23 protein-coding genes are annotated in these 22127 nt (G+C 38.2%); 9 read left to right on the top strand and 14 right to left on the bottom strand.

All coding sequences use genetic code 11. The annotated features are described in order from the left end of the window. Window positions 1–68 precede the first annotated feature (68 nt). The 4 genes from ABMA72_RS03150 (at window position 69) to ABMA72_RS03165 (ending at window position 5023) form a co-directional block, all read left to right on the top strand. Entirely contained in the window at window positions 69–1823 is a 1755-nt protein-coding gene (locus ABMA72_RS03150; protein ID WP_392855982.1) for an NAD+ synthase, read from the top strand. A 26-nt stretch (window positions 1824–1849) separates the two neighbouring features. Further along, window positions 1850–2449: a hypothetical protein gene (locus tag ABMA72_RS03155; RefSeq protein ID WP_393056034.1), complete on the top strand. Its 600-nt coding sequence runs from the start codon at window positions 1850–1852 to the stop codon at window positions 2447–2449. Window positions 2450–2506: 57 nt separating this feature from the next. Then, window positions 2507–2776, top strand: coding sequence for a hypothetical protein (locus ABMA72_RS03160; RefSeq protein WP_392855986.1), 270 nt, complete (start codon window positions 2507–2509; stop codon window positions 2774–2776). Window positions 2777–2857: 81 nt separating this feature from the next. Then, entirely contained in the window at window positions 2858–5023 is a 2166-nt protein-coding gene (locus ABMA72_RS03165) for an amino acid permease (protein ID WP_393056037.1), read from the top strand. Here ABMA72_RS03165 and ABMA72_RS03170 read toward each other — a convergent pair. The 4 genes from ABMA72_RS03170 to ABMA72_RS03185 form a co-directional block, all read right to left on the bottom strand. Further along, complete coding sequence (locus tag ABMA72_RS03170) at window positions 5020–6474, bottom strand: ATP-binding protein (protein WP_393056040.1); 1455 nt, start codon at window positions 6472–6474, stop codon at window positions 5020–5022. The genes ABMA72_RS03165 and ABMA72_RS03170 overlap by 4 nt on opposite strands. Before the next feature lie 18 nt (window positions 6475–6492). Beyond that, window positions 6493–7758, bottom strand: a complete 1266-nt coding sequence (tyrS, locus tag ABMA72_RS03175) for a tyrosine--tRNA ligase (RefSeq protein ID WP_392855992.1) — start codon at window positions 7756–7758, stop codon at window positions 6493–6495. Continuing rightward, window positions 7758–9182: a glutamate--tRNA ligase gene (gene gltX, locus ABMA72_RS03180; RefSeq protein WP_393056043.1), complete on the bottom strand. Its 1425-nt coding sequence runs from the start codon at window positions 9180–9182 to the stop codon at window positions 7758–7760. Before gltX ends, tyrS begins: the two co-directional genes overlap by 1 nt. A gap of 118 nt (window positions 9183–9300) precedes the next feature. Beyond that, on the bottom strand, window positions 9301–9660 hold the full coding sequence (locus ABMA72_RS03185; protein ID WP_392855997.1) for a hypothetical protein: 360 nt from the start codon (window positions 9658–9660) through the stop codon (window positions 9301–9303). A gap of 44 nt (window positions 9661–9704) precedes the next feature. Here ABMA72_RS03185 and ABMA72_RS03190 point away from each other — a divergent pair, with 44 nt between their 5' ends. Further along, complete coding sequence (locus tag ABMA72_RS03190) at window positions 9705–9983, top strand: barstar family protein (RefSeq protein WP_392855999.1); 279 nt, start codon at window positions 9705–9707, stop codon at window positions 9981–9983. Here the strand turns inward: ABMA72_RS03190 and ABMA72_RS03195 are convergent. From ABMA72_RS03195 to ABMA72_RS03205, 3 genes are all read right to left on the bottom strand, one after another. Then, a complete protein-coding gene (locus tag ABMA72_RS03195) occupies window positions 9973–11073 on the bottom strand; it encodes an esterase/lipase family protein (protein ID WP_393056046.1) in 1101 nt (366 codons plus the stop codon). The two genes, ABMA72_RS03190 and ABMA72_RS03195, sit on opposite strands and share 11 nt — an antisense overlap. A gap of 1 nt (window position 11074) precedes the next feature. Further along, a complete protein-coding gene (locus ABMA72_RS03200) occupies window positions 11075–12190 on the bottom strand; it encodes a hypothetical protein (RefSeq protein WP_393056049.1) in 1116 nt (371 codons plus the stop codon). Between the two features lie 152 nt (window positions 12191–12342). Continuing rightward, window positions 12343–12483 (bottom strand): hypothetical protein, encoded by a 141-nt coding sequence (locus ABMA72_RS03205; RefSeq protein ID WP_392856006.1) that lies wholly within the window; start codon window positions 12481–12483, stop codon window positions 12343–12345. Window positions 12484–12644: 161 nt separating this feature from the next. Here ABMA72_RS03205 and fliL point away from each other — a divergent pair, with 161 nt between their 5' ends. Both fliL and ABMA72_RS03215 read left to right on the top strand, forming a co-directional pair. After that, window positions 12645–13115: a flagellar basal body-associated protein FliL gene (gene fliL, locus ABMA72_RS03210; RefSeq protein ID WP_392856008.1), complete on the top strand. Its 471-nt coding sequence runs from the start codon at window positions 12645–12647 to the stop codon at window positions 13113–13115. Window positions 13116–13279: 164 nt separating this feature from the next. Beyond that, window positions 13280–13558: a hypothetical protein gene (locus tag ABMA72_RS03215; RefSeq protein ID WP_393056051.1), complete on the top strand. Its 279-nt coding sequence runs from the start codon at window positions 13280–13282 to the stop codon at window positions 13556–13558. A gap of 89 nt (window positions 13559–13647) precedes the next feature. On the opposite strand, the gene ABMA72_RS03220 is transcribed toward ABMA72_RS03215, so the two are convergent. After that, window positions 13648–14070, bottom strand: a complete 423-nt coding sequence (locus ABMA72_RS03220) for a hypothetical protein (RefSeq protein ID WP_392856013.1) — start codon at window positions 14068–14070, stop codon at window positions 13648–13650. A gap of 158 nt (window positions 14071–14228) precedes the next feature. Here ABMA72_RS03220 and ABMA72_RS03225 point away from each other — a divergent pair, with 158 nt between their 5' ends. Continuing rightward, window positions 14229–15131 carry a LysR family transcriptional regulator gene (locus ABMA72_RS03225; protein ID WP_393056053.1) on the top strand — a complete coding sequence of 301 codons (903 nt, stop codon included), beginning with the start codon at window positions 14229–14231 and terminating at the stop codon, window positions 15129–15131. 59 nt (window positions 15132–15190) lie between these two features. Here the strand turns inward: ABMA72_RS03225 and ABMA72_RS03230 are convergent, their stop codons facing one another. The 6 genes from ABMA72_RS03230 to ABMA72_RS03255 form a co-directional block, all read right to left on the bottom strand. Continuing rightward, a complete protein-coding gene (locus ABMA72_RS03230) occupies window positions 15191–15367 on the bottom strand; it encodes a hypothetical protein (RefSeq protein WP_392856018.1) in 177 nt (58 codons plus the stop codon). 110 nt (window positions 15368–15477) lie between these two features. After that, entirely contained in the window at window positions 15478–16221 is a 744-nt protein-coding gene (locus ABMA72_RS03235; RefSeq protein WP_392856019.1) for a rhomboid family intramembrane serine protease, read from the bottom strand. Between the two features lie 9 nt (window positions 16222–16230). After that, complete coding sequence (gene mce / locus ABMA72_RS03240; protein ID WP_392856021.1) at window positions 16231–16641, bottom strand: methylmalonyl-CoA epimerase; 411 nt, start codon at window positions 16639–16641, stop codon at window positions 16231–16233. An 88-nt stretch (window positions 16642–16729) separates the two neighbouring features. After that, window positions 16730–18610 (bottom strand): hypothetical protein, encoded by a 1881-nt coding sequence (locus ABMA72_RS03245; protein ID WP_392856024.1) that lies wholly within the window; start codon window positions 18608–18610, stop codon window positions 16730–16732. A 188-nt stretch (window positions 18611–18798) separates the two neighbouring features. Next, the gene (locus ABMA72_RS03250; protein WP_393056056.1) at window positions 18799–19467 is read right to left on the bottom strand and encodes a hypothetical protein; all 669 of its coding nucleotides are present in this window, start codon (window positions 19465–19467) and stop codon (window positions 18799–18801) included. 17 nt (window positions 19468–19484) lie between these two features. Further along, entirely contained in the window at window positions 19485–20018 is a 534-nt protein-coding gene (locus tag ABMA72_RS03255) for an asparaginase domain-containing protein (protein ID WP_392856029.1), read from the bottom strand. Window positions 20019–20185: 167 nt separating this feature from the next. Between ABMA72_RS03255 and htpG the strand changes: the two genes are divergently transcribed. Next, window positions 20186–22108, top strand: a complete 1923-nt coding sequence (htpG, locus tag ABMA72_RS03260) for a molecular chaperone HtpG (protein ID WP_392856031.1) — start codon at window positions 20186–20188, stop codon at window positions 22106–22108. The last annotated feature ends 19 nt before the right edge of the window (window positions 22109–22127 follow it).

Here is a 22127-nt window from a genome sequence, read left to right on the forward strand (position 1 = left end):
TGCAAACATGCTATAAAGTCCATTAATTACCAGTATTTAACGTATATTATTAACATAGAGACGACGCAATGCAAATAGTCATTCATCAAACTGATCACACCATTGGCAACTTTACACAAGTTTACAAATACATAGAGAATCTTGTTCAATCTCAAGGCTTTCAAAATAAGATTCACATCTTTCCAGAGTCATTTTTAACAGGATATCCCCTCCAGGATTTAGTTCTACAAAAAACATTTATTCGCGAATATCACGAATTGCTAGGTGCTCTAAAAGAGTTATTTTCCAAGACAGATTTTGAAGAGCACACGGCCTTGTTAATCGGTGGGGTTCGTTATGACTTTGAAGAAAATAATGAAATTCCTTCAAATATCTACAACGTCATTTATGAAGTCACTAAAGATGCTAATCTAAAGGATATTTATAAGAAGTGCCTTCTGCCGGCCTATGATATTTTTGATGAAACGAAATACTATACACCAGGAGATTCTGCCACAATTTGGACTCTTGGGGACTATAAATTTGGTCTACTTATTTGTGAGGATATGTGGCACTCAAAGCAGTATGCAATTGACCCACTCCAACTTCTTATGAACAAGGCCCAAGGTGAAAGCCTAAATGGAGTCATCAATCTAAGTGCGTCGCCGTGGAATATCGATAAAGAAGATAAGCGTCTTAAAAGGGCCAGCGAAATCTCAAAGGTATTTAATATCCCTTTTTACTACGTCAATAAAGTTGGTGCAGAAGATGAAATCATTTTTGATGGTGCAAGCTTTGTCGTCAATGGCCAAACAGTAATTGCCAAGGCCAAGTCATTTGTAGCAGATAAAATGGAAGTTGAAGTTGGCCCAGCAGTCAAAATGAAAGATCTAGGAGCAGCACCTCAGGGGAAACACTCTTGGGAATCCCTTTTTGGCCCTCATATTGAAAAGACTCCTAATGGAGCAAGGCTTAGGCCACTGAGTGAAGAAAAACTCGATGCTATTTTAGGTGCCATTAATTTAGGTCTACAAGACTATGCCAGAAAGTGTGGGATGAACAAATTCCTTGTGGCCCTTTCTGGTGGAATCGACTCAGCACTTGTCCTAACACTGGTTAAGTTATTCTTGCGACCTGGACAAGAAGTTGAGGCCATTTATATGCCTTCAAAATTCTCTGCTGGCCTAAGCTGGGAGATCAGCGAAGAGCTCTGTAAGAACCTTGGAATAAAGCTTCATAATGTACCAATTAAGTTTCTCCACTCATCAGTGCAAAACCTATTTCAAGACTCGCTAGACCCTCTATCAGGACTGGCCGATGAAAATATACAATCACGCCTAAGAGGCGCCTTACTTTATGCACGCTCAAACCAAACCGGAGCGATGGTCATCAACACATCTAACAAGTCTGAACTTGCTGTTGGCTACTCGACTCTATATGGTGACTCAGTTGGGGCACTTAGCATTCTTGGGGATCTCTATAAGAGTGAGGTTTTTGCCCTTTCAAGGCATATCAACAAGAACTTCAACAATATTATTCCAGCTGCTGTTATTGAGAGGCCACCGAGTGCAGAGCTTAGGGCCGAGCAAAAAGATGAAGATTCTTTACCTCCCTACGACACCCTCGATATGATATTAGAATCATATCTTTCTTATCGCTACGACATGGAAGACCTTCTTAAGCTTGGGTTAAACAAAACTGAAGTTGAAAGAGTCATTAAACTGATATTAAATAGTGAATACAAAAGGCAGCAGTTCTGTCCTATTTTAAAACTTAAAGATAAAAGCTTTGGTTTTGGAAGACGTGTGCCGATATGTAAGAAGGTTGATTTTAATTTAGACTAGTCTATTGATTTAGGGAGTAAGAAAAGATGAATAAGACATTTGAAAAAGTAGTTAATTCTTTCGATGATGTAAAAGCAATGGTTGATAATGTTATTGCTAATAAATCTGTAAAAGAAGTAGAAAAGAACGTGATGAACTTTATCGGTCAAGTTGAGAAAGAAGCTCGCAACGTGATGGATAAAGATGTAAAGAAAGTTGTTCTAACGCTACAAAAAGAAAAAAAGAAAGTTGAAAAATTTGTTGATTCAACAATTCAAAAAGAAGTTAAGGCCGCTAAGAAGTATCTAGATGGACACATCAAAGATGTGCAAAAGCTTCAAAAGACACTTGATAAGTATCTTAAAGATGAAATGAAAAAGGCCAAGAAAACGGCAACAAAGAAAGTAAAAGAGGCCGAGGCGACAATTAAGAAGAAGGCCAAGACTGCTAAGAAAGTAGTAAAAAAGAAAGCGGCAGCAAAGAAGGCGCCTGCTAAAAAAGCCGCTCCAAAAAAGGTGGCCAAAAAAGCGACAAAGAAAGCTACGAAGAAAGCGACCAAAAAAACAACTAAGAAAGTGGCCGCAAAGAAGGCCCCGGCCAAAAAAGCAGCTCCAAGAAAGGCCGCCAAAAAAACAGTTAAAAAATAGTACTCGACACTACTGAGGGAGCCTAATGCTCCCTCAAATATCCCACAAGGTGATATCATGGAAAAGAGTCTCAATTCACATATTCAAAAACTACTTCCCAAGTTTAAGGCATCTAAGAAAACAGAAATTAACTACCTCCTGCCAAAAGTTGCGACAATGCAAGAAAATGAGCTGCGCCAAGTCCTTCACAAAATGGCCGGCAGCTTCTCATGCTACAACTTCCTAAAAATCGGTGCCTCTCTAAAGGCCTTTGAAGTCGATCAAGATCTTGACTCAAAGCGTGATTTAGTTAAGAAAACTCTGGAAGAGATTTTAACCGAACTATAGCCCAAATCCCCATTTTTATTAACAATCCCTATCTTTTGAGTGATAATGCCCAAATACTCAAATTAGAATAAGGGAATTTATTTGAAGAAACTTGAAAGAAACTTAGGACTCTCATCAGTTATTTCAATCAGTATCGCGTCAATGCTTGGATCTGGAATTTTTGTTCTGCCAGGACTAGCATTCGAAGTGACAGGTCCGTACGTATGGATCTCATATTTACTGGCCGGACTCTGTGTACTTCCGGCGGCACTATCAAAATCAGAACTTGCCACGGCCATGCCGGCATCAGGTGGTACATATATTTATATTGAAAGAACATTTGGGCCAATGGCCGGAACAATTGCGGGCCTAGGCCTTTGGATCTCCCTGCTACTTAAGGCGGCATTTGCCCTGATGGGTTTTGGTGCCTACCTTGGTGCTATAAGTGCAGGCTTTGATCTTAAAAACTTCGCCCTCATCCTCACTGCAATTATTACAATATTAAATATTGTCGGTGTTGGAAAAGTCAGTGGTCTTCTAATCGCCGTTGTCCTTCTTTCAACAATTGGCCTCACTGTTTTAAATATTGGAACGCTCTCAACGGCCCAAGTTATCACAGGTATTCCATTTTCATTTTCACATATGGACTCAATTCTCTTGGCAGCAGGTCTCGTTTTTATTTCATATGCAGGTGTAACAAAGGTTGCGGCCATTGCAGAAGAAATCAAAACTCCAGAGAAGAATCTTCCAAGAGGAATTCTGCTATCTCTTTTGATTGTCACACTCCTCTACTGTGTCACAACTCTCGCCCTTGCTAAGTACTTACCAATCGAGCAGTTAAAGAATAATCTAAGACCTATTTATACTCTGGCCTATGAGTTTGGTGGAAAGGGATTTGGGATGATCATGGCGGTTCTGGCCATCCTAACCATGACTTCCATGGCAAACGCTGGGCTTCTTGCGGCTTCTCGTTTTCCATTTGCCATGAGTCGGGATCACTTGATTCCAAGGCTATTTGGCCACCTAGACCGTAGATTCTTAACACCTGTTTGGAGTATCCTTGCCTCAGGACTAGTTGTCGCCTGTGCAATCTACTTTTTAAATATTGCTAAAATTGCAAAACTTGCTTCGGCCTTTATTCTAACAATTTACATGATTGAGAATATCGCAGTTATTGCTCTTAGAGAGACTCATATTCAATGGTATAAGCCAACTTATAAGTCACCTCTTTATCCATATGTTCAAATTTTTGGAATCATTTCAACGCTCTACTTACTTGTTATGATGAAGGATCTTGCCGTAATTGGCCTTGTCTCAATTTCTGTCCCAGGTATCTTAATCTATCTCTTCTACGCAAAAGGACGCGTGAGTCGAAAAGGTGTACTAGGAATAAGAGGAAAGAGAACGGATCTAGTTAATGAGGCACAATTCCCAGCACCGGCAGCTTCTGAAAAGCTAAGCCTTGATCAGGATGCCAATGTTGTCGTTGCCCTTGTCGGTAATGAGAGATCTCCTGAAATGCTAATTGACATGGGGACAACTCTAGCTGGTGGTGAGCATATTGAAGTAGCCCACTTAACAGAGGCGCCAGAACAAACAGACCTGAATGACTTTACTGATGAAGACCCAAAGCTTAGATCGCTAAGACGTCGAGTAATTGCTATGGCCATTGAAAAGACCACACCGATTAACTTTGATCCTATCGTGACTCACGACTTATCAAAGTCTATTTTTGAAATTGGCCAAAGACTTCATTGCAATTGGCTCTTTATGGAGTGGAAAGGACGTCTTCGTGATACGTTCACAACTCAAAGTCCTGTAGCATGGCTTAGGTCGCACCTAAATTGTCACCTTGCTATCTTTAGAGACAATGGTGTTCGTTATATGAGAAAGATTATGGTTCTCATTGATCAGAACTCTAATGATGTCACTCTTATTCAAGCGGCCCAGCAAATTGCAGAGTCCCATAAAGCAGAGATTACCTTTATCTATCTTATCGATAAGGATCTAACGATTGAAGAAACTTCTCAAGTTGAAAAGTATATTCGCTTAATCAGTGATGATATGACTGTTCGAACGACTGGGCATATTATTAAGTATAATGACAAGGTCGATACCCTAGAGACTCTGACAGTTGAGTATGACCTACTTGTATTTAATTCAAATAAGAAGCATAGATGGTTTCATGTATTTGGAACTGAAGATGATCAGATTATGGCAAAGGCCTCTTGTTCAGTACTAGGGATTCATACAGGAAGTACGAATTAAAGAAGCTCAGATTTTGGTAATGTAATCATAAAGGTTGTGTACTCTGAGTCAGGATCGTAAGTCAGAGTACCACCGTGGTCCATAATAATTTCACGGCTGATATTTAAACCGAGACCAGTACCCTTCTCTTTACTCTTAGTTGTGTAGAAGCGATTAAAGATTTTCTGAGCAATCTCTTTTTCAATCCCTTGCCCACTATCGAGAACCTCAACAATAACATGCTCTGTATCATCAAGAAGATTGATCTCAATCCATTGTTCTTTAAGTCCTGCAATAGCATCATGAGAGTTATTAAATAGGTTAATTAGAACCTGAATAACTTCCGACGAATTAATCGTCACGAGGTCTGAGTCCGCATCATTTGAAAAGACAATACGTAGACTCTCATCCACAAGGCCTGTTTTAAATAATGCAATTGAGTCGTGAATGATCGAAGATAGACTTGTCATCTCACGCATTGAGCGGTCATCTTGAGAGTAGATATTAAGGGAGCTCACAATATTTGCGATACGATTTTTCTGATCACCAATTGAACGAATCTTCTCTAAGAGTTGATCAGAAGTGATCTTCTCACCTCGACGCTCTATGGCCTGAACTTGAAGTTCAATAATAGCAAGAGGGTTATTTACCTCATGGGCGATATTAGCGGCCATCTGTCCAAGAGCTGTCCACTTACTCATTTTATCTATCGTAGCTTTCTGCGAATCGATTTCACGATTTCGACGAAATCTTTCAGTCACATCGGCCGTACGATCAAGAAAGAAGTGACCAAGTTGATTAAAGTCGTGATACTCCATCGAGCACTCAAATACCGACTCTTCATCATCTTCAACTTCGATAAAAACCGTATCGGTGATAATTTCACCTACAGACTTCTTTGCACGTTCTGCTCGTTGATAGAATTTTTTAAGATTCTTACCACTCACAACGTCTTTTATATTTTGGCCTACTAAAGGCCTATCATTCCAAGTAGCGTCAGCTTTTGAAACATAGACAAAATTATAATCCTTATCAAAGACAGTGAAAATATCAGAGCTTTGTTCAACCATTTCTCGAATAAAGAAATTCGTTGAACTCGTTGTAAGATTAACTTCGTGAGGTCGAATTTGCGACAGAACGCGCTTATTTCCCTCATCATCAACAAAGGGATTAAAATCGACATCCCAAGTAATACTTTCGCGGTTTAAGCGATTTGTTAAAATGATCTGCTCACGGCCGACTTCACCAGCTAAGGCCTTTGCGAAGCACTTTTTCACCTTCTTAATTTCACTCTCACTAAGATGGCCCTTGTAATAATCATAGACACTCATGCCTAGATAATCTTCAGTAAAGCCAAACATTGTCGTTGAAACAAAGAGAAAACGGGCCTCTTCATCGAACACAGCAACTCGAACGTTTTGTTCTTCAAAACTACCAAGCTTTAATAAATCGATGAGTTGCTGTGTATTCATATACTATCTAGTTAAGTTCTAAACGAATTTTACCACACAATAATTCTTCTTCCCCTTCTTAAGGATTAGGCAAGACTCACTTGCCAGATCTGAAGTAGTTATCATGTGTTCGATATCTGCATTCTTAATATTATTAATGGCAACACCATTTTGAGTGACCATTTTTCTTGCCTCTCCCTTAGATTTAAATAAAGGAGTGGCCGCTAACATATCTAAGTAGCTAATTTCACCTAATTGAGATTTTTCAAGCTCAACTGATGGAACGTCATCAAAAATACCCGCAAGTTCAGCATCTGTTGTATTTTCGATTACCTTTCCAAAGAAAAAGTCTGTTGCTTTTTTAGCAGCTTCAATACCTTCTTTACCGTGAACAAGAGTTACGATCTCTTCCGCAAGACGCTTTTGCGCTGCTCTTAAGTGAGGTTCAGTTTCAACTAATTTTTCGTACTCAGCAATTTCTTCTAGAGTTAAGAAAGTTAAAGTTTTAAGATACTTGATTACAGAAGAGTCATCAGAATTAAGTAGGAACTGGTACATCTTATATGGAGACGTCATTGTTGCATCAAGGTAGATTGCGCCACCTTCAGACTTTCCAAACTTCTTCCCATTTGAATCAGTTAGAAGAGGAATAGTCATACAGAAAGCAGGTTTTTGATGCATCTTACGAGTAAGATCCATTCCAGCAGTCATATTTCCCCATTGATCAGCTCCACCAATTTGAAGGCTTACATCATATTCTTTATTCAGGTGAGCGAAGTCATAACCCTGAATAACTTGGTATGTAAATTCAGTATAGCTAATACCCACTTCTGAGCTAATGCGTGACTTAACAGAATCCTTAGCAAGCATTTCACCAACACGGAATCTCTTACCAACGTCTCTTAAGAACTCAAGGAAAGAAAATTTTCCAATCCAGTCAATATTGTTAACCATAGTGGCCGCATTCTCGCCTTCAAAATCTAATAGATTCATAAGCTGTGCTTTTTGGCCTTCTAGGTTCTTTAAAACTTGATCTTCAGATTGAAGATTTCTTTCATCACTCTTACCTGATGGATCTCCAATCATCCCCGTTGCACCACCAACAAGAACGTAAGGCTTATGCCCTTGTCTTTGAAGGCGCATCATCGTTACTACTGCAAATAAATTTCCTAATTGAAGAGATTTTGCCGTTGGATCGTAACCACAATAAAAAGAAATTTTCTTATCGTTTAAGATTTCTTTTAATTCTTCATGTGAGTACTGATTTACAATTCCTCTTGCTTCTAATTCTTCAAAAAAGTTCATTACGCTAATCTCTCTTTAATTATTTCAATTGGAGTAAGTGCCACGACAGTTTTTAGATCTGGCCCATGCGCTCGTCCTGTAAGACAAACACGTGTCCCCATAAAAAGTGGCTTACCTTTAATTTTTAATTCTTTCTTTAAGTAGTTCATCCACTCACCAACTTGATCTTCAGTAACGTTAGTCGTTTGATCAGCTAGTTGTGCTTTTAGATACTCTTTAATCTGTGGAGTTGTTTCCCAAGACAGCGCTTCATTATATTGATCGTCCGCATCCACACCAGCATCAAAGAAAATCGGAAGATGCTCAATAATATTGCTAAACAGCTGAATCTTTTCTTTCATAAGTCCTGCAAATTTAACTTTCCATGCAACGTCTTGCTTATGATAGTCGCTCCCCTCAGGAATGAAACGATCAAAACCAGCTGCAATTTCAACATCATCTAGCTTTCTAAGCCATTGCTCGTTAAAGAAGTTAAGTTTTGCAATATCATACATTGCTGATGATTTAGAGAATCTCTCGTAACCAAATTTATCGCTAAGCTCATTAACATCAAAAATATCCGTCTCATCTGGATGCGACCAACCGAGAAGACATAGGTAATTTGCTAGGGCCTCTGGAAGATAGCCTTGGTCCTTATATTGAGTCACCGAAGTTGCTCCGTGACGCTTTGAAAGCTTTTGACGATCGTGACCAATAAGAAGTGAAACGTGACCAAAGTTTGGAGGAGTTACACCCATTGCATCGTAGATCATAAGTTGACGGCAAGTATTATTTAAGTGTTCTTCTGCACGGAAAACATGAGTCATTTCCATCTTTGCATCATCAACAACACAGCAGAAATTATAAACAGGCATTCCGTTAGCTCTTAAGATAACGAAATCCCCTACCATATTCTCAGGAAATTTAACGTGTCCTTTTACAAGGTCTGTAAATTCCCAAGTTTTTCCAGGGTTCTTAAAACGAATAACATACTCTTCTCCAGCATCAATTCTCTTTTGTGCTTCAGCTGGATCAAGGTCACGGTATTGCCCGTGGTATGCATGTGGGTCTTTATTTTCATTTGTTGCTTTTTCAGTTAAGCGCTCTAACTCGATACTTGTTAAGAAACAAGGATAAGCAAGGCCACGCTTAACAAAATCCCAAGCAATATCTTTATAAATTTCAAGTCTTTCAGACTGACGATATGGACCAAAGTCACCACCCTTATCAGGGCCTTCATCGTGCTCAATTCCCATCCACTTAAGGTCAGCAATCTGTGCTTCTTCATACTCACGCTTTGATCTTTCAAGGTCAGTATCTTCAATTCTTAAGATATACTTACCACCGTTTGCCTTTGCAAATAGGTAGCTATAAAGAGCGGTACGAGCGCCACCAATGTGTAGGTAGCCAGTTGGAGAAGGTGCAAAACGAACACGAACAGTCATGTAAATTCCTTTGGGTAATTAAACGTATTTTAAAATAACATAGTTGAGCGATATTATAGCTTTTTAAATAGGAAATGACACTTTCTAAGTCGAATTTTTTAGGGAAAAACAATTGAAATCATAGGGCGTTCAAAATGGAATCCACATGGTCAACATTCTTTAAACGCTTGGACATGGAACGTGACACAATGCAATTCTCACCGTAACAAGTATTGGTGATATTTTTGAAGCAAGAACTAAGTAATTGGAAATAACGTGGCGTCCCAATAACAATACGGCCAGAGCCGTCCTCTTTGGGGATAATTTTACTGGCGTGCAGCTTCAAGCACTCATCAACTCCAAAAGTTGTGTACTCCAATAAATACTGCTTGCGGGCCTTAAGATATCTATTCGCAAGGTCAACTTTTGGACGAGAAGCATAAGAGCTTAGGCCAAACAGCAATTGACAGGATACGAATAAACTCATTAACTTAGTCATAAATTGATTCTAACAATATATTTTCCTTTAGCAATGAGAAATAAATGCGCAGAGAAATTGAATTAAACTCCAATGGACTTGATACACTTGATGACTACTTAGTTGAGTGTGGCCGCCTATTTGATTTCCCAAGCTTTTACACAAATAATATCGATGAACTCTACGAGTTCATTCAAACTTATACAGATAAAAACTTAAGTTTATATTGGACAAATACTAAAGATGCACAAAATAAATTAGGTCAGGATTATTACCGTCTAAAAGAAGTATTTGATTTGATTAGTTCACAATATAGTGAATTCCAATTTCATGTTAATGAGTAAGATAACTCGTCTGCCCTGAGCTTATCTCAATGATTGAAGTTCTTGGACCTTGAGTAATAACGAGCTCACCACTAGTATCTCCATCAGACAAGTAGCCCTTATAGAAGTAGAGATCATCTCTTATGTGAATGAAGCTAAAGCGCATGCCACGTTGAATATTTTTAGAATGAACCCAAATAGGCCCCTTCTCCTTAGTTCTTAAATACACTGCAAATGTATTTATATCTTTCGCATAATTAATTTTAACTTTTTGATTACCTAGGAATTCTTTTTCAAAAATGGCCAAACTTGAATTCTCACAGCGCGATGGTGAAATGAGACAATTTTTTGAAACAAGTGTTGTGGCCGGAGTTCCAAATAGGCGAAAGCGTAAGTGGACACCATCAATATTATAATGAGTTGAAACCTTATCCTCACTTACTAAATTCGGATTGGAGCTCGATGGAGCAACGGCAAAGTCCCCTTCAATATCTAAAATACTCGGGGCCAAGGTTGCAGAAATCGTCACATAATTCTTATCTGCAATCATTTCAAAAAATTCGCGACTCTTAAAATACTCCATGGTCTCGATGACTTTCTTAGAGCCGATCTTCATATTCTTTAATTCTTTCTTTCCAAGAATCGGCAAGATGAATGTTCCCAGAGAGTAGCCAAGATTTGCGATTATTGCCCCGTAATACGGCGTGGCCATCGTCATTATATTCTTCACTCTAAAGTGGATTGGATCTTGGGCCTGATACATATTTCTAAGCCAAAACATGGTAATGAGGCCACCTTGAGAGTGGGCAACAATTGATATTCTAGAGTGACTCTCCTTAAAGCGCTCATGCATGAAAGAGTCAAAGCTTTGAATGAAATCTTCAAGATTTAATTTATTATTACCGGTATCGTATTCAAAGAAGTGTGAGTTTATGCACTCACTTGGATGGTATTTTTTTAAGTAATCGGCCCAATAACCAAAGGCACCTTTATTGCTAGCGATCCCGTGAATAAAGACAACATCGTGAATTTCATGAGAGTCACTAGTGCTACAAGTAGCACTAGTATTTAATGATAAGAGAAATAGTAAAGATAGAACTAAAAATCTCAACTTACTCCATACCTTCTGGGTAGATCTGAATTGCATGATTTAGCGTTGTTTGTACCCAAGCATATTCTCTTGCAATAAGTGGTGCGTTTAAGAAATCTTCCTCACCTTCTTTTACAAGATCGTAATCGTATTTTGGCATATTCTCATTTGGATAAATTGAGTCACGTACGTAGAAAACACCTTTTGAAGCACATCCAACTTCTTCGTAGCGCTTTTGAACAGCATTTCCTTTTTCCATAACTTTTTCAGCATTTGCTAAGTACTTAGCACGCCAAGAATCTGATTTTGTTTTCTCAGCTTTTTCTAACCAGTAGTCACGTTTTTCTTCCATATGTGGTTTAAAAGAAGAAACAAATGGACACCCTTTAGTGTCAGCGCTGTCATTATAACCAAAGATATAATTAGCGTGCCAAAATCCTTTGTGATTATAAATAACTAATACTGGTGCATTTCTTTTATGCAGAGCTTTCTTAATTCTTTCAACAATATCAGAAGGCGCTTTTGCAACGGCCCACTGATCCTTATCTGGATCAACGTGAAGAACTTCTCTCTTAAACTTTGGAAGCTTATATTCAACAGCATTCTTATCAATTGAATCTGTTAGAGAAATCCAGTTAAACTGAGTTCCATATGATCCGTCTTCATCTTTAGCGTCAGTTACAACACGTTTCCCATCTACCTTCTTAAAATTTCCTTTTGTGAAGCGGTAGTCTTTATTTGAGAACATCACAGAACTTTTATTAATTCTTCTGATATTATCAGTTCTCCAATTTTCAATTTCTTCTTGGTTTGTCTTATTTGTCTTTAAAGACATATAGTAGCGTTCTGCAAAATTGATTTTCTTATCACCCTCTAGGTTATTTAGTCGGTTATACCACCATTCAACAACACCAGTATGTGACATATAAAGACATGAACCAGCATCTTCTTGAGAAGGAGCTGCTACAACATACTTCATTAGCTCGTTAAAACCACCAGTTGTAACTTCGTCTTCAATGAAAGAGTTTGGATTAATTGTACTTACGTAATCCTTTGGAAGTGACTGGTAAGTTGAGATTTCGGCCTGAGCTGAGAAAGTAGAAATGGCCGCAGCAATTGCGAGTAAAGTTTTAAACATATTCCCTCTTTTAAAGTAAATTCTTTTCACGTGTGAAGGGTAAAATGCTAGCAAACTTGAACCATAATCACAAAATTTATGGCCAAATGAAGCGATGCGCATGCATTAGCTGCGCATCAAGTACTGAATATTTTGTTAAACACTAAAATTACTTATGATAAGTAAATAACGACAGATGCACCAATTGCCGTCACTGCCAGAAGAATCCAAGTATTCATTGCAGAACTTCTTTTCACTTCTTTGCGGTTTGTTACATACTTCTTATTGCGTTTATTCTTATTAGATTTACCCATTTCATCCTCCATAAATAATCACAGGCAAAGTATTTTATACAAATTTTATAGCGAGTGCATAGACCGAGTGCTCCACTCGGAATATAACACTCATAAAAAAGTATTTTCTACCTAGCGACAAGCGAGTTAAATCACCAAAATAACTATGATATTATAGTATTATGACAGGAAGAAAATTACTTGATCAAATTATTATTGCACTCTTGCTACTGACGACGTTGGCCACAGTTGGTGTCTTCGTTTACACCAATATTATCTACAAGAAAGAGCTGCCAAATAGTGCGACAGAAATGCAAGCACTCAAAGATGACTTCAAGCAAATCAACTTCCCGACAACTTACGTCTTGGATAAAATCACTGTAAACCTAGACTCAGCAACTCGCCGTCTTAGATTTCTCGATGTTCAAATAAACCTCGTTCTTTTCAGTGAGGAAGACTCGCAGCTGCTTGATCCAATCAGACCTCAAATTTACGATATTATTATTGATGTTGCTGCATCAATTGAGCCAGACGAGCTTAACTCACTTTCAGGAAAGCTAATCTTTGAAGGGCGAATTAAAAAGCGTATCAACTACTTAGCGAAGAAAAAAGTTGTTAAAGAAGTATTTTATTCAAAATTCGTTGTTCAATAACCACGATACTCAAATCTATGCTATAGTTTAGAAATCATGAATCTATAATCACTTAGAAATCCATTCCTTTATTTCAATCAATTAACCCGAGGTGATTATCGTGAACACTTCTCACATTTAAAATTCATTCTTGCATTTACACAATTTTAAATTGAGAGGTCTCCATGCGATCTTACTTACTACTATTCTATCTAGGACTAGGGCTTCCTGCATTTGAAGCTCGTTTTGATACACGAAGAGAAAATACGGAAAGTATTTCTACTGAGTACGACTTAGCTGAGCGTAAGCAAAAACTAAGAAAGAAAACTCGTCGATACAAAAAAGGGAAACGCAAACGAAAGCAAAATTACCATCAAAAACACTTTGCACTCAAAGGGAGTCATTCAAAGGATTCGCGCTATAGTAATGGGAATAAATTAAGAAGGATGTTTATTAATATGTAAATTAGAACCAGAATGTTATAAGGCCCGCGAGGGAAGCGGGCCTTAAGACAACAACACATGGGAATTTTAAAAAAAGGAAATTTTTAAAATTACTCGCAACGGCCTTCATTTACATAAATGGCCTTTGCACGATATAATTCACACGAATTTGGAAAGCTAATAAATGCGTCTCCGTCGATACCACTGATGGCACCACAAACAGGAGCGAAAATTTCTGGACATACGTTAAGTTGTCTTGGCTCATCAACCCAATTCTTACAGTTAAGAACGGCCTCAAGCTTGTACTTACCTAGTCCTTCTTGCTTAAGAGCAAATTGTCCATCTTCACAGCTTTGAGTTTCAAAGTACTCATTAACTAATTCAATTTCTTCATTTTGCTCAGTGATAATAACTTTGAAGATTCTTCCTCTAAATGATTGAGAATCAAGTAGATCACCATTAAGAATAATTTCTTTTGCACTTACATTCATTGCTAATACTGCAAGAAAAATAATTGAAACTAATTTACTCATAATCCTTCTCCCTAAACATTTTTTAAAAATTCAAAGTCTTATCTTGTGAAAGGAGTTATAGAACAAAGAATAAATTAGTAGAAATTATATATAATAATCATTATCCATAATTATATGTTATACTTGAACCTATAGAACCAAGCTAAGGTATTGAAATTATGAATATAGACTATATTTCTATTCCTACTCTACGTGTATTCATCGAAGTCTATGAAACGATGAATATGTCTCAGACCGCAAAAAACCTTGCCATGACCCAGCCAGGAGTCTCTCAGCACATCAAATCCCTTGAAGGGCTACTGCAAATCTCACTCTTTGACCGAATCAACAAGAAGGTTCTCCCAACAGAGCAGGCCCACTGGCTTTACCGCGAGTGTCGCCAGATTCTTGAAAATCTAGAAAAGGCCCTCGGGGAAGTTTCGGCCAAAAAGAATGCGCTTAAAGGAACACTTCATATTGGAATGCCAATTGAGTTTGGTAATAACAGGCTCTTGCCTATAATCGCCCAATGGCTAAAGCTACACCCTGAAGTGTCACTACAAATTAACTACGACCACGCTGCAAGACAAAGTCAGCTTCTTTTAAATGGCGGATTAGACTTTGCTATTACTGATAGTTTCAACTTTCCAAAACAGATTGCAACTAAGAACTTATCAAGTGAAAGGCTTATTCTTTGCTGTTCAAAAGAATACGCAAGCGAGCACCAATTAAGTGAGACGACAAAATTTAAAAAGGCCGATGAACTGGACTTCATTGCATACCTTGAAGGCTCACCCGTTATCACCAGTTGGTTTAAGTACCACTTAAATAAGAACTTCCACAAACAACCAAAGGCCCAGTTAATGGACGTTCAAGGGGTATTGCGCCTTACTCTTGCCGGAGTAGGAATCTCTGTTTTACCTCTGCACGTTATTGAGCGCTCTGATAATAAATCAAAACTGATGCTTTTTAAGGGGACAAAAGATCATATGGTAAACGAGCTAAACCTCGCCTACTTAAACGCTAGAAAGCTGGGGCCAGTGGCCTCTAGTTTATTTGAATTTCTGACTGAAAATATTTAAAAAAGACAAAAAAAAAGCCGCTAAGAAAGCGGCCTTTATATAAAAAATTTTATTCTGAATTATTGCTTCATTCCTGGAGCTGTTGACTCGTCAGTTGTCGTAACATTTGACTCTTCGTCATTTAATCCATTTAGGTATTCTTCAACCTGAGCCTTAGTTACTTTACCTTCAGCGATAAGCTTATCTCTTAATCTTAGGTCTAAAATTTTCTCTTGTAACGCTCTTGAAAGTCTCATTGAATTTCCTTATTTAAAAAATTAACGATTGATATATTTATAATAATGTAGCTTTATATCATGTGTTATTTGCTTTGGAAACCCCTAAAAATATCAGGGACTTAAAAAGCTTACTGCCAAAACCTTGGCTCATCCGGGTTTGGACGCTCCTCATCATCAACTAAGCGCAGATGACTCTTCTTTTTCTTACTTGTCTTCTTTCCACCTTGCTTAGGAGCAATGCGAGAGCCTTGGTTGCGAACATAATTTCCAAGGGCCCTAAAACCTAAGACAAATACAGCACCAAAGATCATTGAAGCAATATTTGCAAAAGCCTGTGCTCCACCTGGAGTGAAGAAGCCTTGGTACACATTCATCCCTGCCAGAATTAAACAGAAGTACTTGGCCTTAACCGGAATGATCATAAAGAATTGAAAAATACGATCCGGATAAATACAAGCATAACTCACACACATTGCAGATGATAAGAATGCCATTCCATGGAATGGATAATTAATCGTTGCCCCACCCATAAAGAGTGCAAAAAGTGTGTAAGCAAAAGCATTAACGAGAACAGCAATGATAATATACTGAACGTATCTTCTTGCTCCCCAGCGTGCCTCAAGATCACTTCCAAGAAACCAAAAGAGAAGTCCTGTGAAGACGACATTGAAAAGGCCAGTATTCACAAATGGATAAGTTACCATCTTATAAATCAGGCCGGCCTTAAGTGCCGAAACATTAAGGCCTAAAATATTAACAAGAGAAATATTTAGAAATTGTGCAAAGACTGCGCTAATGACAAAGGATGCGACAATGATCCCGATGAGATACTTGTTTACCTTTGTTAATGGCGGCAGATAAATATTTTGCATTCTTTCTCCTTACATTTTTTGAGCAATCTCGATGAGAACTCCACCAGTTGATTTAGGGTGAATAAAGTTCACTAAACAATTATTCGCTCCCTTGCGTGGCGCTTCATAGAGAAGATTATAACCTAAGTCCCTAAGCTCTTGTGACTTTTTTGCAACATCTGGAACGCGATAACACATATGGTGAATCCCTGGACCTTTTTTCTCAAGATACTTGGCAATTGGTCCCTGACCGTTAATAGGTTCAAGTAATTCAACATGAGCATTTTCATCAATATGAGCAAAAGAAGTCGTCACTTGTTGATCTTCAACCACTTCTCGGTGGTTAAATTCTAAACCTAAGTCACGATAAATTTTTTCGGCATTATCTAGATTCTCAACTGCGATCGCAATATGATCTAGGAAACAATCTTTATTAAACATGATTTCTCCACTTTTCTTACTTAATAGTTCTTAAGCATTATAGAAAAGTCCGCAGGCTTGAGCAACCGTATAAGGATACAAACGATCGCTACAGGTCACTCAAGTTAAATGGCGGTGAATCCAGAACATCCTCACCCGAACAATCTGCAGGCGTTGTTGGAGTCGCTGGCTCTTGAGGTGTAATTGGTGGCTTACAAAGACCATTTACACAATCGCCAAAAGTTGGAACAGAGTAACATCTCTTCTCACAAGAAAGAGCGTTATTCGGGTCGTTGACGCGAATGAGGTAACACTGTCTAACGTATTCGATACGACAGAACTCTTTCGAGACACAACTCTGGTTTGGAACTTTTGAACAAAGAACTTGTTCAAAGTCATTATTAATATGATCACGACATGTATTTGTCGTTCCATCACAACAAAGTGAAGCACAGTCAAAGTCTGAACCACAACTATTTCCAGTTGGAAGGTTTCCAGATGAATCAAAATCATCACTACACTGCCCTACAATTGAGCGAGAAAAACAGCGATTATTAAAACAACACTCTCCTGATCCACATTCACGATTTGCACTACATGACTTAAGTGAATTGAAGTCGTAACCCTCTTTAGCACCAAGACCAGTCTTTAGAAGTTGTAATTTAATTTCTTTCGTTTCTGCAATCTGAACTTCAAAACCATCTTCCATTGTAAACAGTTCAATTGTTCCAGTAACATTACAACTTGAAACGGTCTCCCCCGTAGAGGCGTTATAATTCTTAGCTCTAATATTACAACCATCCATATAGTACGTATCACCGGCCGCATTTAATGTTTGAACCGAACGGTTCGCAAATGGTGATTGAGAACCTAGGTATTGAATTCCAGTTGTTTGATAATTAATCTTGCCTGCACGTGGGAAAAGGTATGCCTGAGTACCTGATGCAATATTTGTAAAGTCTGCCGCACCAGCTAGAGGCGCTTTAAAGATTGCACTTGGAGTCGTTCCCGACTGATAAACTGCTGCCCCTTTAATTTCCCATTCGTCTTCGTTGTGAATACGATATGGACCTCGGTAATCATAGGCTCCACCACCAAGGGCCAGAGCTGTTCCTACGGCCGCTGGGTGATTTACACCAAAGAGGCTTTGAAACATCGCCGAATCTTTCTTATCAGGAAGACACTTATAAAGATTTGTTTCTAATGATTCATTTGCAAGAAGATTACCTTCAATATCAATTTGCTCAAAGACAGGAGTATTTGTTTTTGAAACAGTTTCTGCATTAACAATTTCGTCATACCAAAGAGTTTGATCTTTAATCTTTGCATAAGAGTAAAGACATACATCCCCTGCTTGATTACAGTATGGGTGACTAATTGAAGATGTAAAAGTTGGATCATCTTCTAAACGAAGGCCACGACAGTAAAGACCTGCATTTGTTGCATCACCTTCAATATCTTCGGCCGTATCATTGTCATAATCATTGTAGTCAAATAGATCATAAAGAAGTCTGATATCGTTAAACTTCTTATCTGCTAAATCAAATGTGATAACGTTAATTGTTGAAAACTCAGTAATACCAGATCCTGGAACTTGTCCAACAACTCCGTCTAGAACAATTGGTGTTCTCTCACGGCCAAAGTAGAAACGTCCTTTAACAACACGATTCTTTAGTGAGGAAATATTTAAACCTGTTAAGTGAAGCTTTCCTCTAAAGTCTTTAGGGATCGATACTTTCTTTTTAAAAGACCCTGTATTTGGATCAATGATTTGTGTGATTTCAACGGCCGTCGATTCAGGAATACTTGTTACGACTTCATTATCGCCGTCTGTAGCATTATTCCCTCCTGATGAACCGCCATTCCCATTATCACCGCTTCCAACACCTTCAGATGGATTATCCACAATATCGCGCACAGAGCGAGGCTGCTCCATACAAGAAACAAAAAGTGAAAGTGTGAATAGGTAGACTAAGACATTCTTCATCATTTATTAGGCCTTAAGTTAATAATCTTCACTCCACTTATCGAATTGAGCGAAAATTAAGTTAACCCTAAGTAAATATTAACCCTGAACTTGAAAAATATGCCGATGAAGCGCTAAGGAGCTGAATTTACGAATTAGATCGTAAATCAGCTGCCTTAAATATGTGCAATTTTGAGTGTTTGTGGAAAGAATTAGGCCTTTCTAAATAAAGAAACAATAACCCCTGTTAGGACATCTTGGATAAGAGTCAGTAACAGACAAATTACGTAGATTAATTCAATAGTAATTCCTGCTCCAGGAGCATAATTTGTAACGACCTGAGAGATCCCAGAAATAATGAAGACCATCACCAGATAAAAGAAGTATGTTCCCCCAAGTGTTGAGACTTTCTTCTTTGTAATGGCAAAATTAGACTCCCCTTCTTTATCAAAGAGAATCGCCGTCATGGCCACGAAACTATAGAAGTAGGCCACGTAGAAAAATGGAATAATAAAGAAGGCCACCCCTAATATCATTAAAAGAGATGTTAAAAAGCCATAGAACATATACGTTGGAATATCCCAGAGAACTTTTGAAACTCGATATTGTAATTTCTCAAAAGCAAAGAAAAAGAAATTTAAAATAAAGACTGACTGAATAATTGTCCCAAAGACATTTACTGCGGCGACAGTAATAACTGTCATATCATCTTGGGCATTAAAATAAGCAAGGCCGTAGGCCTTAATCGCAAATGATAGAAAAAATAGTGGTAGATAGTGAGCAAGGTTCCCCTTCATTGCACTTACTGATTCATACATTGAATCAATAAAAGAAAAGTCCTTACTTACTTCAATTGTTTCCTCTTCATGATGCATATCCATTTGCATCCCCCTTTGATCTAGTCTTCAATATACTCAAAAGTTCGTTTCGCATGATTCTTTCTCACACCCGGAACCTTAAATAATTGACCGTGAAAAGAAATATAAATACCTGCATCTGCTATTTTAGCAGCATATAGACTTTCTGTAACATTTTGAAAGGCATCGCTATCAACAAAACCCATAGGCTTCATCGCCCCAGTAAAAATAATCGGCACCTGAAGGTCCTTTGCACCGTCTAGAGCGTCGTAAACAAATTTAGCAGACTTTGCCATGGTATCAGTTCCGTGAAGAACGATAAGTGGAATATTTTTCTCCAACTGTGCCTTAATTGTCTTTAGTAGCACCTGACGGTCATAGTCTGTAAAGTACAGAGAGTCTTTATTGATGATATTTGTAATATGCAGCTTAGTGTATGGAAGCCTTAAGCGGTCAATAATAGTCTGGCGAATAAAAGAGTCGCGATTCTTTAAAGAGCCGTCACTTTCACTATACGACTTCTCGATTGTTCCACCTGTTGAAATTAATTGTATATCTTGAACATGGTTTTCCATGTGCTTTCCTCTCTATAAATTATGAATTCCTATCTTATACCTAATTTTTTCAATGATTTTAAGAATTTAAGTAAATTTTTTACTCTCCACCCTTGACGTAGACACTTTAGCTCCCATCTTTGAAGCATAAGACAATTATCTACTTGATTATATATGAAGGAGTATCGATGACTAATCGCACAGGACAGATTTCCGTTGCTACAAGTGACATTTTTCCAATTATTAAGAAATGGCTTTACTCAGAGCATGATATTTTCATCCGCGAGCTAATTGCCAATGGAAGTGATGCTATCACGAAGAGATCAACTCTAGCTCGCCAAACAGGAGCAGAGAACCCTACAGGAAAAATCTCAGTGGCCGTTGATAAAGAAGCAAAGACAATTACCGTAACAGATAACGGGATTGGGATGACTGAAGAAGAGGTTGAAAAGTATATCGCTCAACTTGCCTTCTCTGGAGCAGAAGAGTTTATCAAAAAGATGGAAGATGCTGGCGGTGAATCAAATAAGGATATCATCGGGAAATTCGGACTTGGCTTCTACTCTGCTTTCATGGTCGCAGACAAAGTTGAAGTTGACTCACTTTCAATGACAGAAGGTTCAAAGGCCACAAAATGGACTTGTGAAGGAGACACTGAATACACTTTTACAGACTCAGATAAGAAAGAAGTTGGGACAACAATCACTCTTCACGTAAATGGTGAATCAGAAGAATTTCTAAACAAGTGGAAACTTAATGAAACTCTTTCTAATCACTGTGATTTCATGCCATACGAAATTTCTCTTCGCGATGTAAATGAGAAGATCCAAGATGGTGATGACAAAGGTAAAGACGTTGAACCAATAATCATTAACGACACTAACCCAATTTGGAAGCGTGATCCAAAAGAATTAACAGATGAAGATTACAAAGGTCTTTATCGCAAGCTATTTCCAATGGACGGCGAACCATTATTTTGGATTCACCTAAATGTTGATCACCCATTTACTTTAAATGGTATTCTCTTCTTCCCTAAGTACAATCCAATGAAGCCAGTTGGTGATAAGAATATTCGCCTCTACTGCCGTCAGGTATTTGTATCTGATAACGTAAAGAATATTATTCCTGAATTCTTAGGACTTCTAAAAGGTGCAATTGACTCACATGATATTCCACTAAATGTTTCACGCTCTTCTCTACAAGGTGATCCAAACGTAAGAAAGATCTCAAACTATATTGTGAAAAAAGTTGCAGAAGCACTTAAGCTTCTTAACAAGAAAGATAGAGCAAAGTATGAGAGCATCTGGAATGATATTGGCCTATTCGTAAAATACGGCTGTGTATCAGATGAAAAATTTGATGCAATCATGCGCGAGCGCGCCCTCTTCAAAACGAACGAAGGAAAATTCGTTACACTTAACGAATACCTTGAATCAGTACCAGCAGAGTATACAGAGAAGATGGCAGGAAAAATCCTATACTTTGAAAAGGATGCTGCCAACCAATCACTTCTAGCTCAACTTAAAGAAGCTGGAATTTGGGCGCTTGAAACAGACAACCATATTGATCCACACTTTATTCAACACTCAGAGATGAAGAAATTCAAAAAAGGTGAAGAAGAAGTTGAAATCAAATTTGTAAGTGTTGACTCAGAAATTGAAAACCTTCTAGGAAATGAATCAACGTCTGAAGACGATATAAAAGTTAAAGAGATGTTTGCAAAATTCCTCGATATCAAACTTGAAGAAAAAGAAGGTGAAGCACCGGCAAGCAAAGGCCTTGAAATTGGTCGCATGGCCAACGCTCAAACACCTGCATACTTCAAAGTTGATGAGTCAATGAAGCGTTTTGCTCAAATGACTCAGTCAATGGGTGGTGATCACCAATTCCCTATCAAGAAAACCCTTGTTGTAAATACATCGAACCCACTAGTTCAAAGTGCATTCAAGATCCACGCAAGTGGTAAGAATGAAGACCTGGCAAAGAAGCTATGTCAGCACGTTGAAGACCTAGCTGGAATCTCTAGCGAAGGCCTAAAACCAGAAGAGCGCGACCTCTTTGTGAAACGCTCACAGGACCTGATTAGCGAATTATCAAACCATATCAACTAATAAAAAAGGCCAGCTTTAC

The sequence above is a fragment of the Halobacteriovorax sp. CON-3 genome, assembly GCF_043196995.1.
GTDB lineage: Bacteria > Bdellovibrionota > Bacteriovoracia > Bacteriovoracales > Bacteriovoracaceae > Halobacteriovorax_A.

Excerpts from the sequence above, each read along its gene's own strand:
- ABMA72_RS03150 (WP_392855982.1), top strand. The coding sequence starts at position 69 with ATGCAAATAGTCATTCATCAAACTGATCACACCATTGGCAACTTTACA.
- ABMA72_RS03155 (WP_393056034.1), top strand. The coding sequence starts at position 1,850 with ATGAATAAGACATTTGAAAAAGTAGTTAATTCTTTCGATGATGTAAAA.
- ABMA72_RS03160 (WP_392855986.1), top strand. The coding sequence starts at position 2,507 with ATGGAAAAGAGTCTCAATTCACATATTCAAAAACTACTTCCCAAGTTT.
- ABMA72_RS03170 (WP_393056040.1), bottom strand. The coding sequence starts at position 6,474 with ATGAATACACAGCAACTCATCGATTTATTAAAGCTTGGTAGTTTTGAA.
- tyrS (WP_392855992.1), bottom strand. The coding sequence starts at position 7,758 with ATGAACTTTTTTGAAGAATTAGAAGCAAGAGGAATTGTAAATCAGTAC.
- gltX (WP_393056043.1), bottom strand. The coding sequence starts at position 9,182 with ATGACTGTTCGTGTTCGTTTTGCACCTTCTCCAACTGGCTACCTACAC.
- ABMA72_RS03185 (WP_392855997.1), bottom strand. The coding sequence starts at position 9,660 with ATGACTAAGTTAATGAGTTTATTCGTATCCTGTCAATTGCTGTTTGGC.
- ABMA72_RS03190 (WP_392855999.1), top strand. The coding sequence starts at position 9,705 with ATGCGCAGAGAAATTGAATTAAACTCCAATGGACTTGATACACTTGAT.
- ABMA72_RS03200 (WP_393056049.1), bottom strand. The coding sequence starts at position 12,190 with ATGTTTAAAACTTTACTCGCAATTGCTGCGGCCATTTCTACTTTCTCA.
- ABMA72_RS03205 (WP_392856006.1), bottom strand. The coding sequence starts at position 12,483 with ATGGGTAAATCTAATAAGAATAAACGCAATAAGAAGTATGTAACAAAC.
- fliL (WP_392856008.1), top strand. The coding sequence starts at position 12,645 with ATGACAGGAAGAAAATTACTTGATCAAATTATTATTGCACTCTTGCTA.
- ABMA72_RS03215 (WP_393056051.1), top strand. The coding sequence starts at position 13,280 with ATGCGATCTTACTTACTACTATTCTATCTAGGACTAGGGCTTCCTGCA.
- ABMA72_RS03220 (WP_392856013.1), bottom strand. The coding sequence starts at position 14,070 with ATGAGTAAATTAGTTTCAATTATTTTTCTTGCAGTATTAGCAATGAAT.
- ABMA72_RS03225 (WP_393056053.1), top strand. The coding sequence starts at position 14,229 with ATGAATATAGACTATATTTCTATTCCTACTCTACGTGTATTCATCGAA.
- ABMA72_RS03230 (WP_392856018.1), bottom strand. The coding sequence starts at position 15,367 with ATGAGACTTTCAAGAGCGTTACAAGAGAAAATTTTAGACCTAAGATTA.
- ABMA72_RS03235 (WP_392856019.1), bottom strand. The coding sequence starts at position 16,221 with ATGCAAAATATTTATCTGCCGCCATTAACAAAGGTAAACAAGTATCTC.
- mce (WP_392856021.1), bottom strand. The coding sequence starts at position 16,641 with ATGTTTAATAAAGATTGTTTCCTAGATCATATTGCGATCGCAGTTGAG.
- ABMA72_RS03245 (WP_392856024.1), bottom strand. The coding sequence starts at position 18,610 with ATGATGAAGAATGTCTTAGTCTACCTATTCACACTTTCACTTTTTGTT.
- ABMA72_RS03250 (WP_393056056.1), bottom strand. The coding sequence starts at position 19,467 with ATGGATATGCATCATGAAGAGGAAACAATTGAAGTAAGTAAGGACTTT.
- ABMA72_RS03255 (WP_392856029.1), bottom strand. The coding sequence starts at position 20,018 with ATGGAAAACCATGTTCAAGATATACAATTAATTTCAACAGGTGGAACA.
- htpG (WP_392856031.1), top strand. The coding sequence starts at position 20,186 with ATGACTAATCGCACAGGACAGATTTCCGTTGCTACAAGTGACATTTTT.